Raw genomic sequence first — 12,639 nt, forward strand, 5'->3', positions numbered from 1 at the left:
CAATGAAACGTAAAATCGCAAATGTCTTTTATCTCTTAAGTCTCTTGAGTTCTACTTGCGTTGTCTTGGTTGTTTGCTCTCTTTTGCTTTGGGTATTTTGGCGTGGAATCTCTGTGTTAGATTTACAACTCTTTTTTGGCAATACCGCACCTCTTAGTGCGATTTTGGGTAAAGCAGCAGTGTTTAATGGAATCTTTCCTGCAATTCTTGGGACTTTATGGCTTGTGATTTTAAGCCTCTTATTTGCGATTATTCCCGGAATTGGCTGTGGAATCTATCTTGCCTATTATGCCAATGCTTTTGAAAAGTGGTTTTTAAACACAATGGTAGATATTCTTGCAGGGATTCCATCGGTGATTATGGGGCTATTTGGATTCTTAAGCATTTTGTGGCTTAAAAATCACTTGCTACCAGAGGCAAACAGCTGCCTACTCCTTGCAGCTTGTTGTCTTGCTTTGCTTGTTTTGCCTACACTCATTGCTACAACCAAAGAAGCTCTTTTATCTGTGCCGCAAGACTTAATGCTCAATGCTTTGGGCTTAGGTTTGCCTAAAGGCAAGATTCTGTGGTATTTTTTGCTCCCTGAAGCAAGAAATGGAATCCTAAGCGGTGCAATCTTAGCACTTGGTAGAGTAGCAGAAGACACCGCTGTGGTGATGTTTGTCGGTGCAGTGGCAAATGCAGGATTGCCCAATGGGCTTTTAGGCAAATTTGAATCCTTGTCGTTTTATATCTATTACAACTCTCAAAACTATCAGACACAAGGAGAGCTACAAAACGCAATGGGAGCAAGCCTAGTGCTACTTTTCCTATGCGGATTTTTGTTGCTTCTAGGTGGAATCTTAAAAGGAATTGCAAAAAGGAACTCTAATGATTCTTGAAATGAAAAATTTAGGTGTGCGCTTTGGGGAGAAGCAGATTTTCTCTAACCTCAACTTGCAAATCAAACCTTATGGAATTTTTACGCTTTTAGGTGCTTCAGGTTGCGGTAAAAGCACTTTTTTACGCTGCATTAATCGGCTTTGTGAAGAAATGGGTGGGGAGATTATGGGCGAAATTTTACTAGATTTGGATTCTACTTCTATGCAAAACATTCAGAGGATTCCACTAGAGATTTTGCGCAAAAATGTCGGTATGCTTTTTCAAACACCCCAACCTTTTAATCTAAGTATTGAAAAAAACTTGAGTTTGCCCCTCTCCTTATTGACAAACCTAGATAAACACGCAATTCAAGCTAAGATTTGCGAATCTTTGCAACAAGTAGGTCTTTGGAATAATCTGAAAAATCGTTTGCGAGAAAATGCTTTGCGACTTTCTGGGGGTGAACAACAAAGACTACTTTTAGCTAGAGTCCTAAGCCTAGAGCCAAAAATCTTGCTTTTAGATGAACCCACAAGTGCGCTAGATTTATATTCCCAAAATATCATTGAAGAATTATTGATTGAAATTGCTCACACGCATACCTTAATAATGGTTTCACATAATATTGACCAAGCATTAAGAATCGCGGATTCTCTAGCGGTAATGCAAACACAAAAAGGAAATAGCAACTTCTTAAAAGTTCCCAAAGATAAAGCAGCACTAGAAACTGCTTTGAAAATATAAAATTATTTAGAAAATGGTATAGAAACAAAATTTTTGAACTTTATTAAATTTCTAAAATATTTTTGGTATAATTCCAATCTTTCAAAAAACTTAAATATTCAATTCTAAAAGGAGGTTAGGTATATGGATTTTTTCAGAAACCTTAAACTGCAAACTAAGCTTAATAGCGTAATTGCCATAATTTTTATTGTTGGTATCATTATTTTAAGTTTAATTGTTACAAATCGCGTCAGTGAAAATATGCAACGCAATGCAAAAGACATTGTTGAGAAGTCCTCTCAAAGTTATGCCGACCATATCAAGGGAATTTCAGAAGAATTAATTACCATCACGCGGGGGAGTTCTTCAATCCTCAATCACATTTTTGAAACTGCAGAAATTAGAGATTTAAGCTTTCAGAGGATTTATAATGTTGTAGAGGGAGTTTTTGATAGTTCCTCTAATGCAAATTATGGATTTCTCTATCTCAAAAACGCCCCTGCTCACTTCAGAGAGAATCCTTTACACATTACTCCAAGTGGTGAGTTTTTTATGATGCTTTATGACGAAGACACTTCCAAAAAGGGGGGGATTACCTCTAAGCAAGCAAGAGACACTTTCCCACAACTCGCAAGTATTCAAGATGCATTACGAGAGGGTAAATATGGTAGCAATCGGGTATTTTTTGGTAAAACAAGAAAATTCCAAATCGGCGAAGATAATTTTATTGGAACAGGGCTAGTTATGCCCCTATTTGATAGTAGAAAACAAATTATAGGTGCAATAGGCTTTATCTTCAATTTTGAAACAATAGCAGCATATCTAAATGACCCAGACCAAAGCGTATTTGAACAAGATATAAGACTACTCCTAGATAATGATGGGTTAATTATTTCATTTCCGGATTCCAATCAACTCTTAAAACAAATTCAAGATGTGAATCCTACTCCCGGTGCGCAAAGCCTCATTAACGCAATCAAGGATCATCAAGATGGCATCTACGACTACACAGACACTCACGGCAATTCCAGCTTTGCAAGTTTAGAAAACTTCTCCGTTGCAGATAATGAAGCAAGTTTTGCCGTAGTAACAACCGCACCCAAAAATTCCGTATTAGCCCCTCTTTATCATTTGCAATACACGATTGGCATCGCTTCATTAATCTTTATTGTTGTAGCAATGGGATTAATCTATTGGTATATTAAAGTCAATTTGGGGAATCGTCTGCCTATGTTGGTAAAAACTCTTGTTGCTTTCTTCCGATTCATCAACCACGAAAGCAAGGAGACTCAATTCATCAAAATCAATGCGAATGATGAGTTAGGAATTATGGGCAAACTTATCAATGACAACATTAAGAGAACACAAGATTCTTTAAGAATTGACGAAGAAGCAATTGAGCAATCTGCTCAAACCGCTAAAGCCATTGAAAATGGAGATTTAACGGCAAGAATCGTCAAGCAACCTGCCAATCCGCAATTAGTAGAGCTTAAAAATGTGCTAAATAATATGTTAGATGTTTTACAAAACAAAGTGGGAAGTGATATGAATGAAATCCATCGTGTCTTTGAATCCTATAAAACCCTTGATTTTACAACAGAAGTAAAAGATGCAAAAGGTAGTGTAGAAATCACAACTAATACTTTAGGAGAGGAAATCCGCCAAATGCTAACGGCTAGTGCAGGGTTCGCACAAAATCTCTCTGCACAATCTTCCGAGCTAGAGAAATTTATGACCAGACTAACCGAAGGCTCACAAACTCAAGCAAGCTCTCTCCAACAATCTGCTGCAGCCGTAGAAGAGATTAACCAATCTATGGAAAATGTTAGCAACAAGACAAGTGATGCAACAAGACAAGCTGAAGATATTAAAGGAATCGTAGGCGTGATTAAAGACATTGCAGACCAAACCAATCTTTTAGCCCTTAATGCAGCCATTGAAGCAGCAAGAGCAGGAGAACACGGAAGAGGATTTGCTGTTGTCGCCGATGAAGTGCGAAAACTAGCAGAAAGAACAGGAAAATCACTTGGCGAAATTGAAGCAAATGTGAATGTGCTAGTGCAAAATGTAAGCGAAATGAGTGAATCCATTAAAGAGCAAAGTTTAGGGATTTCACAAATCAATGAAGCGATTGTCCAACTAGAGACCGTTACAAATGAAAATGTTGAAGTCGCCAATATGACGAATGATATAACCAAAAATGTTAATGATATTGCACAAAACATCTTAAACGATGTGCATAAAAAGAAATTTTAATCCTCTTAATGAATCTCTGGAATCGCACCCGCGATTCTACGATTCTATTTCGTTATTTTAACCCAAAATAAACAGCAGATTCTATTCCTTTGTCCTTGCGAGAAAATTGCAAGATTTTTGCAACAATGCAAACTTGCTACTTCGTTTTTACCCATAAGAATAAATCCCAAACGACTCATTATTGGCTATAATTGCAAAATTTAAACTTCAAGGAAGAGAATGGAATATGATGTTATCGTAGTGGGCGGGGGACACGCAGGAATTGAATCTAGCTTAATTGCTGCAAAAATGGGTTGTAAAACTTTGCTAATTACTATGCTAGTAGAGCAAATCGGTGCAGCAAGCTGTAATCCAGCCATTGGCGGACTTGGCAAAGGGCATTTAGTTAAAGAAATTGATGCGCTTGGTGGTATAATGGGTTACCTTACGGATAAAAGTGGCATACAATTCCGCACTCTTAACGCTTCTAAAGGTCCAGCGGTGCGCGGAACGCGTGCGCAAATTGATATGGATAGATATAAAATCCTTGCACGAGACATTTGCTACCACGCCCAAAACCTAGAAGTAACTCAACAGCTTGTGGAATCTCTTGTGTTAAATGAAAACAAAAATGCAGTGATTGGACTAAAAACCTCTATTGGCAAAACTTATTATGCAAAAAAGATTATTTTAACCACTGGCACATTTTTACGAGGCAAAATCCACATTGGAGAGAGCACTTCTAGTAATGGACGAGCGGGGGAGCCTCCTGCGTCTGCTTTAGGAGAAGATTTGCGCTCACTTGGACTTGAAGTTGGTAGGTTGAAAACCGGTACTTGTGCAAGGATTAAAGCGAGTAGCATTTGCTTTGATAACCTAGAAAAACATTGCGGAGATACTCCTGCACCCTTTTTTAGCCAAAAAACAAAAAAAGAGCTAGAGAATGACACATTTAATCCCACACAACTTCCCTGCTATGTAACCTATACTAATGCCAAAACCCACGCAATCATTCGTGCAAACTTTCATCGCGCACCCCTATTTACAGGACAAATTGAGGGCATAGGTCCGCGCTATTGCCCAAGCATTGAAGATAAAGTACATCGTTTCAGCGATAAAGAGAGACATCAACTTTTCTTAGAACCTCAAACACTAGAAGCAAATGAATACTATATCAATGGCTTAACTAGCTCCCTACCTTTTGATGTCCAAGAAGCAATGATTCACAGCATTGAAGGCTTAGAAAATGCAGAGATTGTGCGCTATGGCTATGCGATTGAATACGACTATATCAATCCAACCGAATTAAAGCACACATTGGAGACAAAAAAACTTAAGAATCTCTATTGCGCAGGACAAATCAATGGAACAACAGGATATGAGGAAGCTGGCGCACAAGGCATTTTTGCTGGAATCAATGCGGCTTTAAGTGCGCAAGGCAAGGAGGAAATCACTTTAAAACGCAATGAGGCTTATATCGCCGTTATGATAGATGATTTGGTTACTAAAGGCACAAAAGAACCTTATCGTATGTTTAGCTCGCGCGCAGAATATCGCTTACTCTTGCGAGAGGGAAACGCAATTTTCAGGCTTGGGGAGCTAGCCTATTCGCTAGGACTAATGGAATCTCAAGATTTCGCGCAACTAATGCAAGATAAAGCCGATATTCAAGAGGGTCTCCAATGGCTCAACAATACCCCCATTACACCCACCTTAGAGATGTTGCGATTCTTGGATTCTATTGGCGAGGAAAGAATTAGCGACAAGACGACCTTTGGCACAATTGTAAGCCGCCGTAGCTTTGATTTGCACAAGCTACTTAGAATCCAAGAAATCATAGAAGCACCCTTTTTGCGATTCTCTCCACGCGCACTAGAGGAAATTTTGGTAGAGGCAAAATATGCAAGTTATATCCAAAAGCAACAAAACCTTATTAACAATATGGACAAAATGTTAAGCATAACGATTCCTCAAGATTTCATTTTTGATGGGATTCCGGGCTTAAGTTTGGAAGTGATTGAAAAACTGAAAAAGTTTAATCCTAAAAGCCTTTTTGAGGCAAGCGAAATCAGCGGCGTAACACCCGCGAGCTTGGAAGTTTTGCAACTTTATATTCACCTACACAACAAAAGCTAATTTGCGTTCTTGCAAGCAAACACAGACAACAAAATAATCTATAATATGGAATCTCTCATAATTATAGATTACCACGACCTACGAAATCTCGCAAGGACAAAATCTAGCATTTTTATTTTAGTTTTAATGCGAATGTGCTAAAATTGCACACTTAAAACTTTATTTTAGGTTGCTTTATGAAACAATTTGAATTTAAAAGAATTTTTTATGCACTTCTTATGAGCTTATTCCTCGTAATAGGTTTTCAAAATGCAGCATTCGCGGAAGACGAATCACGACTAGACGCTTATAATAAATTGCGTAAAGTCATTGGCACAGTAGAAAAATATTATGTAGATGAATTAAGCCTGAACGAAATCGTAGATAAAGCGATTGATGGGCTTCTTTCAAACCTTGATGCACATTCTGCCTACTTGGACGAAAAGAAATTTGAAGATTTAAAAATCCAAACAGATGGACAATTTGGCGGAATCGGAATCACGATTGGCTTGCGTGATAATGCACTGACAATTATCGCTCCCATTGAAGGCACACCAGGCGACAAAGCGGGCTTAAAAAGCGGAGATATTATCCTAAAAATCAATGAGGAAAGCACATTAAATATGAGCATTGATGATGCAGTCAATAGAATGCGTGGCAAACCAAACACAAAAGTGCAGCTCACTATTGTGCGCAAAAATGAGTCAAAACCCTTGATTTTTGACATTGTGCGTGATAATATCAAAGTGGAATCCGTTTATGCAAAAGGAATTGAGGAAAGCAATTATGTTTATTTGCGCGTAACTTCCTTTGACAAAAATGTTAGCAAACGCGTAGAAGAAGAATTAAAAAAATTCAAGACGATTGATGGAATCGTGCTAGATTTGCGCAACAATCCGGGCGGATTACTCAATCAAGCCGTAGAATTAAGTGATTTGTTTATCAAAAAAGGCATTATCGTTTCCCAAAAAGGCAGAATCAAAGATGAAAACATTGTCTATAATGCAAGCAATCGCACGCCTTATGCAACCACTCCCCTTGTGGTATTAGTCAATAATGGAAGTGCGAGTGCAAGCGAGATTGTCGCGGGAGCGATTCAAGACAATAAACGCGGCGTATTAGTGGGAGAGGGAACATTTGGCAAGGGAAGTGTGCAAGTGATTCTCCCCACAGAAAAAAAGGAGGCTTTACGCCTCACGATTGCGCGTTATTATTTGCCAAGCGGACGCACAATTCAAGCTGTGGGTGTAACACCCGATATTGAAGTAGCTCCCGGAATCGTACCCGATGAAAATAGTGGCTTTAGCATTAAAGAAGCAGATTTGCAAAAACACTTAGAGGGAGAATTAGCAAAAGTAGAATCTAGCAAAGATAAAAAAGCAAAAGACGCCAAAAATTCTATTACACACCAACAAGTATTGCAAGACATTCAACTAAAAAGTGCAATTGATGTGTTGAAAATCTTTAAAGTTCTATAAAGGAGTCAAAATGCAGGCAACACAAAAAGAAATGATGTATGAGGGCAAAGGCAAAAAACTCTACAAAACAGAGGACAATGGATTAATCATCTCACAATTCAAAGACGATTTAACCGCCTTTAATGCCGAAAAAAAGGGTAGCGAGCAAGGCAAAGGGATTCTAAATTGCAAAATCTCAACTGAAATTTTTAAATTACTAGAAAAAAACGGCGTCAAAACACATTATGTAGAAACCATAGGTGAGGATTTAATGCTCTGCAAACTTGTTCAGATTATCCCCATTGAAGTAGTTGTACGCAATGTTGCAACAGGTTCTTTAACGAAGAGATTAGGTATCAAAGAGGGAGAATCTCTTCCTTTTACGCTTGTAGAGTTTTATTACAAAGACGATGCACTAGGCGACCCTCTCATCAATGATGAACACGCACTAATTTTAAAATGCGTTCAATCCATAGAAGCATTAGATGAATTGCGCAAAATTGGGCGAAAAGTCAATGAAGTGTTAAGAGAATTTTTTGACAAAAAGAATCTTATTTTGGTAGATTTTAAACTAGAATTTGGGGTGGATAGCACGGGTGCGATTCTGCTTGCAGATGAAATCACGCCCGATTCTTGCAGATTCTGGGATAAAAATACAAAAGAAAAATTAGATAAAGACCGCTTTAGACAAGATTTAGGCAATGTTAAAATGGCGTATGAAGAGATTTTGAAAAGAATTTTAAGCTAGGGAGATTTATGAAAGTAGAAGTCATTGTAGGACTAAAAGAAGGTGTATTAGACCCACAAGGCAAAGCCATACACCACGCATTAGAATCTTTAGGCTATCAAGGCGTAGAAAATGTCAAAGTTGGCAAAGTGATTACATTAGAAATTGCAGGAGATAAGACAAATATCCAAAAAGAAGTGGAATCTATGTGCGAAACTTTGCTTGCTAACACGGTGATTGAAAACTACGCAATAAAGATATAGCAATGGTTGCGATTCTACAATTCTTAGGAACAAATTGCGAATATGATATGGAATACGCTTTTTCGCTTTTAAATGCACCTACACAAATCGTATGGCACAAAGAAACCTCCTTACCACAAGGCACAAAACTCGTCGTGATTCCCGGAGGATTCAGCTATGGCGACTACTTACGCAGTGGGGCAATTGCGCGTTTTTCTCCTATTATGAAAGCTGTCATAGACTTTGCAAAACAGGGTGGTTATGTACTTGGAGTCTGTAATGGATTCCAAATTTTACTTGAAAGCGGATTGTTGCCCGGGGCAATGAAGCATAATGAAAATTTACATTTTATCTCAAAAGATTCTGACCTGAAAATCATTTGCAATGACAATGTTTTTTTGAGCAAATTCCAACCTAATGAGATTATTAAGATTCCAATTGCACACGCAGACGGCAATTATTATATTGATGAAGCAGAACTAAAAGACCTTAAAGCCAATCATCAAATTTTGTTAGAATATGTCTGTAATCCTAATGGTTCGGTGTGCAACATCGCAGGAATCTGCAACAAAGAAAAAAATGTTTTTGGGCTTATGCCTCACCCTGAACGCGCAATAGAAAAACTGCTAGGACAAGACATTGGCTTAAAAATGCTAGAAGGATTTTTAGAAGCTTTATGAGAATTTTCGCGCGATTATTAGTATTTGTTTTGGGTTTGTGCGTCTATGGAATTGCACAGAACATGGAGATAGGGGACTTCAATGAAAATGGCGAAACAAGAATGTTTCCACAAAGCACTCCTGAAACTTCCGCAGAGACTTCTAATCCGCAAACTTCCTCTAACACACCAAAACAAACCTTACCCAACGCAATCTTAGAGGAAAACCTACAAGAGCAACCTACTCCGATAGAATCCGAAACTTCCCAAAATAGTCCAAATCTTAATGAACATTCTAGCACCAATCCATTCCTTGCTCCGCAAGATTCCTTAGAGCCACAAGAAATTTTGAAATCACAAAATGTAGAATCCCCCAATCTACCAGTAACAGAGGATTCTTACCCTACAAGCCTTGTTGCCAAAAATGTTTATTTAGAAATGCTCAATCCTCCTTTGGATCTTTTATATGTCCATCAAATCATTCCTTTAGAATTAAAACTACTTGTATTATCCGATTATTCCACGATTAAAACGGAATTTATGTTTGAAAACAACATTCAAGCAACAAGCGTAGAGATTCTTAACGCCAATGAAAATTGGACTCTTAATGCAGAGGATTCTAGCTTAAGAAATACCTTTTATCTCAAAATCAAACAGCCAAACTACACAATTCCAGAAATTAGAGTAATCGTCAATACTAGCGAGGGAGAAGCGAATGAGCGCACACAAAGCCTTAGTGGCAAAGCGATTAAACTAGAACGCAAAGGAAATTTTTCTCAAGTACTTGCACAAGATTTAAAAATTTTAGACACCAAAATTACAAACTATGACACAAATCACAATCTTGCCGTACTTCAGCTTCAAAGCCTAATGGGGAATTTATTTGACTTCCATTTAGAAGCTTACACGCAACAAGGCATTGAAAGCAAAAGCGGGGATTATAAGCAGGCAGTTGCATTTTATTATGCAATTGTGCCAAAAGATTTAAATGCGATTCGCTTTGATTATTTCAATACAACAACCTCCAAATACACAGAATTGCACGTAGAAAATATTGCCATTGAAGATAGGGTCAGCACACAAAGTGATATTAGACCCAAGAATAACTATCAATTCTTCAAAATCACTGCAATGGTATTCCTCATCATTGTATTTTTTGGTTTGTATCTTTATAAAAGAAAAAAGATTTTCATTTTGCTCGGCGTGGTTGCACTTGGAATCTTGCTTTATCTCTTGACACTGAAAACCTCCGCTACGCTTAAAGCAAATGTTCCTCTTAGAATCCAGCCAACTTTCAACTCTACAATTATTCTTACAACACAAGAGCCTATGGAAGTTGAAATTTTAGGGCAACGAAGTCATTATTACAAAGTCATCTTACAAGACGATAGCATTGGATGGGTAAAACGCAATGATATCCAAAATTAGAGCTCTTAGCGCAGTCTTTTATACATTGCTTGCAATTCCTTTTGCGATTCTTTTGATGTATCTTTTCAAAAATGTTCAACGCAAAATACGACAAATCACTGCCAAAATTTTCATTATCCTTTTTGGAGTGCGTGCAGAGATTAAAGGCGAATTAGACCCAAGCGCACAGATTCTTCTTATCAATCATCAAAGTTTTATGGACGTCATTTACCTAGAAGCAATCCACCCCAACAATCTTTGTTGGATTGCAAAAAAAGAGCTCGGTAAGCCCTTTTTATATGGACACGCGCTAAAAGCCCCCAAAATGATTCTAATCAATCGCGAAAGCAAAAGGGAAATTGTGTTTTTACTCAAAGAAGCGAAGGATAGATTGGAGCAAGGGCGCACTTTGTGTATTTTTCCAGAGGGCACACGAAGCAAGGGCGAGGAGAAACTTCTACCCTTTAAAAATGGAGCAAAACTTTTAGTGGAGCATTTCAATCTCAAAGTCCAACCCATCGTGATTTGTGGCACACGCAAATGTCTTGATATTGGAGCATTAAAGTTTCCAAACACAACTTTTACCCTCCAATATCTTCCCGCTTTCACACCGCAAGATACACAATGGTTTGAAGCACTCAAAACACAAATGCAAGAGACCTATTCTCAAATGTATTTAGAATCTCAAAATACACAATCCAAAGGTTAGTAATGCACGGAAAAATCGTTCGTTATTTAAGTAGCAATGGCAAAGGAGCTGTGATTAATCTATCAAGGAAGCTTTTTGAATTTACCAAAGAGACTTGGCACGATAAAAAGGTAATTCCAGCCGTAGATATGTTTGTAGAATTTCGTTGCAATGAAGCAGGACAAATTACGGATTGTAAAGCCTCCAAATTTCAAGATTTCAGTGGCAATTCTATGATTTCTGAATCAGAATTTTGGCATCACGAAACAGACGAACAGCTAGAAACCCTCTTAAGCAATAAACGCGATGCAATCGTTCAAAAGATTTACAAAGAAACAAATTATCAAAAAATCAAAGAAATTACTCTTGACATCAAACCAATGGAATCACTTAAAAGATATTTCTATCAAGAGTTTTCCGCCATTGCATTTTTAAACGATTTATATTTGCCAAAAAACAAATATTTATACGACTATACACATCTCAAACGTTTTAGCGCCAAAACATTGGATAATTTACTTTATAGCGACAAAACTATTCCCAAAGATGATTTTATTGAAGAGATTGGCATTATGACGCGTTTAGAATCCGCCTATTCCGATTTTACGCGTTATCAAAAAGTCAATGTTGAAAATGTTTTTAAAGACCATTTTTTGTCCCAACAATGCCATTACCAAGCCCTCATAGTCGCAATCAATAATGCAAAAGACACAAGCAATCTCTGTCAAAAAAGAATCAATGCTTTTAACAGCGATATTCTTTTGCTGGAGCGCAGAATCCAAGCAAAAGTAGATTTGGAAAAAAATCAGCAAAAATTGCAAAAAGTGCGACTAGAGCTTAAAAAAATGATAGAAATGGAAAGCTACAATAGCAATCTTTGCAAGTATCTCTTGCAAATAAAAAAACATTTTGAGGAACATTATTTCAAAATCTTTACAAGCCTTTATGAAAAAACCTATGAGAGAATTTATAAAAAAATCAAAAGCGGCTTAGATATTTGTATCACGCTTTTAAATGACAAAATTTACCACAAAGTTTTGAAATCCGTGGCGTTACAAAAAAACTTTTTTAAAAATGCCAACAATGACCGCGTGCCTACAATGATTTATTTTATTGAACAATATTTGGAGCATTTAAACAAAGACCGACTAAACGAGCTTGACACGCTTCTTTATCATTATGTAGATAAAATTAGAAAAAAACACCGAAAGCATTTTCTCATTGTAACCACTGATGAACAAGAATCCACCAACTTAAAGCTCAAGATTCTACTTCAAAATGAACTATATTCTGTCAAAGTCGCCTATAAACGCACGCTTTATTTTTCGCTGATTAATGAGATTACTTTTGAAAAAATTTATATTGATAGTGCGCATATTTGGGAAAGTCCCGAAGGGCTTATCCAAGAAGCAAAAGCCTTTAAAGCCAATGCCAAAACACCTTTTGAAATCTTTTCAAAAAGTGTTTCAACCAATCGTTTTGGCTTTTAGAGTGAAATTGTGAGTTTATGCTATAATCACAAATTA

11 protein-coding genes are annotated in these 12,639 nt (G+C 37.3%); all 11 read left to right on the forward strand.

Going from position 1 to position 12,639, the window contains the following annotated elements:
• Window positions 1-2 precede the first annotated feature (2 nt).
• The 11 genes from CQA43_RS07660 to CQA43_RS07710 all read left to right on the forward strand — a co-directional run bounded on the left by CQA43_RS07660 (window position 3) and on the right by CQA43_RS07710 (window position 12,603).
• Window positions 3-881 carry a PstA family ABC transporter permease gene (locus tag CQA43_RS07660; protein ID WP_115552004.1) on the forward strand — a complete coding sequence of 293 codons (879 nt, stop codon included), beginning with the start codon at window positions 3-5 and terminating at the stop codon, window positions 879-881.
• Window positions 871-1,605 carry a phosphate ABC transporter ATP-binding protein gene (locus CQA43_RS07665; protein WP_115552005.1) on the forward strand — a complete coding sequence of 245 codons (735 nt, stop codon included), beginning with the start codon at window positions 871-873 and terminating at the stop codon, window positions 1,603-1,605. Before CQA43_RS07660 ends, CQA43_RS07665 begins: the two co-directional genes overlap by 11 nt.
• 123 nt (window positions 1,606-1,728) lie before the next feature.
• Complete coding sequence (locus CQA43_RS09930; RefSeq protein ID WP_115552006.1) at window positions 1,729-3,840, forward strand: methyl-accepting chemotaxis protein; 2,112 nt, start codon at window positions 1,729-1,731, stop codon at window positions 3,838-3,840.
• A 219-nt stretch (window positions 3,841-4,059) separates the two neighbouring features.
• Window positions 4,060-5,955 (forward strand): tRNA uridine-5-carboxymethylaminomethyl(34) synthesis enzyme MnmG, encoded by a 1,896-nt coding sequence (mnmG, locus tag CQA43_RS07675; protein WP_115552007.1) that lies wholly within the window; start codon window positions 4,060-4,062, stop codon window positions 5,953-5,955.
• Between the two features lie 218 nt (window positions 5,956-6,173).
• Window positions 6,174-7,412 carry a S41 family peptidase gene (locus tag CQA43_RS07680; RefSeq protein WP_407918778.1) on the forward strand — a complete coding sequence of 413 codons (1,239 nt, stop codon included), beginning with the start codon at window positions 6,174-6,176 and terminating at the stop codon, window positions 7,410-7,412.
• A 10-nt stretch (window positions 7,413-7,422) separates the two neighbouring features.
• Window positions 7,423-8,139 carry a phosphoribosylaminoimidazolesuccinocarboxamide synthase gene (gene purC, locus CQA43_RS07685; RefSeq protein WP_115552009.1) on the forward strand — a complete coding sequence of 239 codons (717 nt, stop codon included), beginning with the start codon at window positions 7,423-7,425 and terminating at the stop codon, window positions 8,137-8,139.
• 8 nt (window positions 8,140-8,147) lie between these two features.
• Window positions 8,148-8,381: a phosphoribosylformylglycinamidine synthase subunit PurS gene (gene purS / locus CQA43_RS07690; RefSeq protein ID WP_115552010.1), complete on the forward strand. Its 234-nt coding sequence runs from the start codon at window positions 8,148-8,150 to the stop codon at window positions 8,379-8,381.
• Window positions 8,382-8,383: 2 nt separating this feature from the next.
• Window positions 8,384-9,040, forward strand: coding sequence for a phosphoribosylformylglycinamidine synthase subunit PurQ (gene purQ, locus CQA43_RS07695; protein WP_115552011.1), 657 nt, complete (start codon window positions 8,384-8,386; stop codon window positions 9,038-9,040).
• On the forward strand, window positions 9,037-10,446 hold the full coding sequence (locus tag CQA43_RS07700) for an SH3 domain-containing protein (protein ID WP_245944276.1): 1,410 nt from the start codon (window positions 9,037-9,039) through the stop codon (window positions 10,444-10,446). The genes purQ and CQA43_RS07700 overlap by 4 nt, the downstream gene beginning before the upstream one ends.
• Complete coding sequence (locus tag CQA43_RS07705; protein ID WP_115552012.1) at window positions 10,430-11,134, forward strand: lysophospholipid acyltransferase family protein; 705 nt, start codon at window positions 10,430-10,432, stop codon at window positions 11,132-11,134. The genes CQA43_RS07700 and CQA43_RS07705 overlap by 17 nt, the downstream gene beginning before the upstream one ends.
• A gap of 2 nt (window positions 11,135-11,136) precedes the next feature.
• Window positions 11,137-12,603 carry a hypothetical protein gene (locus tag CQA43_RS07710; protein WP_115552013.1) on the forward strand — a complete coding sequence of 489 codons (1,467 nt, stop codon included), beginning with the start codon at window positions 11,137-11,139 and terminating at the stop codon, window positions 12,601-12,603.
• Window positions 12,604-12,639: the final 36 nt, after the last annotated feature.

It is taken from the genome of Helicobacter ganmani, assembly GCF_003364315.1.
GTDB lineage: Bacteria > Campylobacterota > Campylobacteria > Campylobacterales > Helicobacteraceae > Helicobacter_D > Helicobacter_D ganmani.

Coding starts and splice junctions, on each gene's coding strand:
- CQA43_RS07660 (WP_115552004.1), top strand. CDS start 3: ATGAAACGTAAAATCGCAAATGTCTTTTATCTCTTAAGTCTCTTGAGT.
- CQA43_RS07665 (WP_115552005.1), top strand. CDS start 871: ATGATTCTTGAAATGAAAAATTTAGGTGTGCGCTTTGGGGAGAAGCAG.
- CQA43_RS09930 (WP_115552006.1), top strand. CDS start 1,729: ATGGATTTTTTCAGAAACCTTAAACTGCAAACTAAGCTTAATAGCGTA.
- mnmG (WP_115552007.1), top strand. CDS start 4,060: ATGGAATATGATGTTATCGTAGTGGGCGGGGGACACGCAGGAATTGAA.
- CQA43_RS07680 (WP_407918778.1), top strand. CDS start 6,174: ATGAGCTTATTCCTCGTAATAGGTTTTCAAAATGCAGCATTCGCGGAA.
- purC (WP_115552009.1), top strand. CDS start 7,423: ATGCAGGCAACACAAAAAGAAATGATGTATGAGGGCAAAGGCAAAAAA.
- purS (WP_115552010.1), top strand. CDS start 8,148: ATGAAAGTAGAAGTCATTGTAGGACTAAAAGAAGGTGTATTAGACCCA.
- purQ (WP_115552011.1), top strand. CDS start 8,384: ATGGTTGCGATTCTACAATTCTTAGGAACAAATTGCGAATATGATATG.
- CQA43_RS07700 (WP_245944276.1), top strand. CDS start 9,037: ATGAGAATTTTCGCGCGATTATTAGTATTTGTTTTGGGTTTGTGCGTC.
- CQA43_RS07705 (WP_115552012.1), top strand. CDS start 10,430: ATGATATCCAAAATTAGAGCTCTTAGCGCAGTCTTTTATACATTGCTT.
- CQA43_RS07710 (WP_115552013.1), top strand. CDS start 11,137: ATGCACGGAAAAATCGTTCGTTATTTAAGTAGCAATGGCAAAGGAGCT.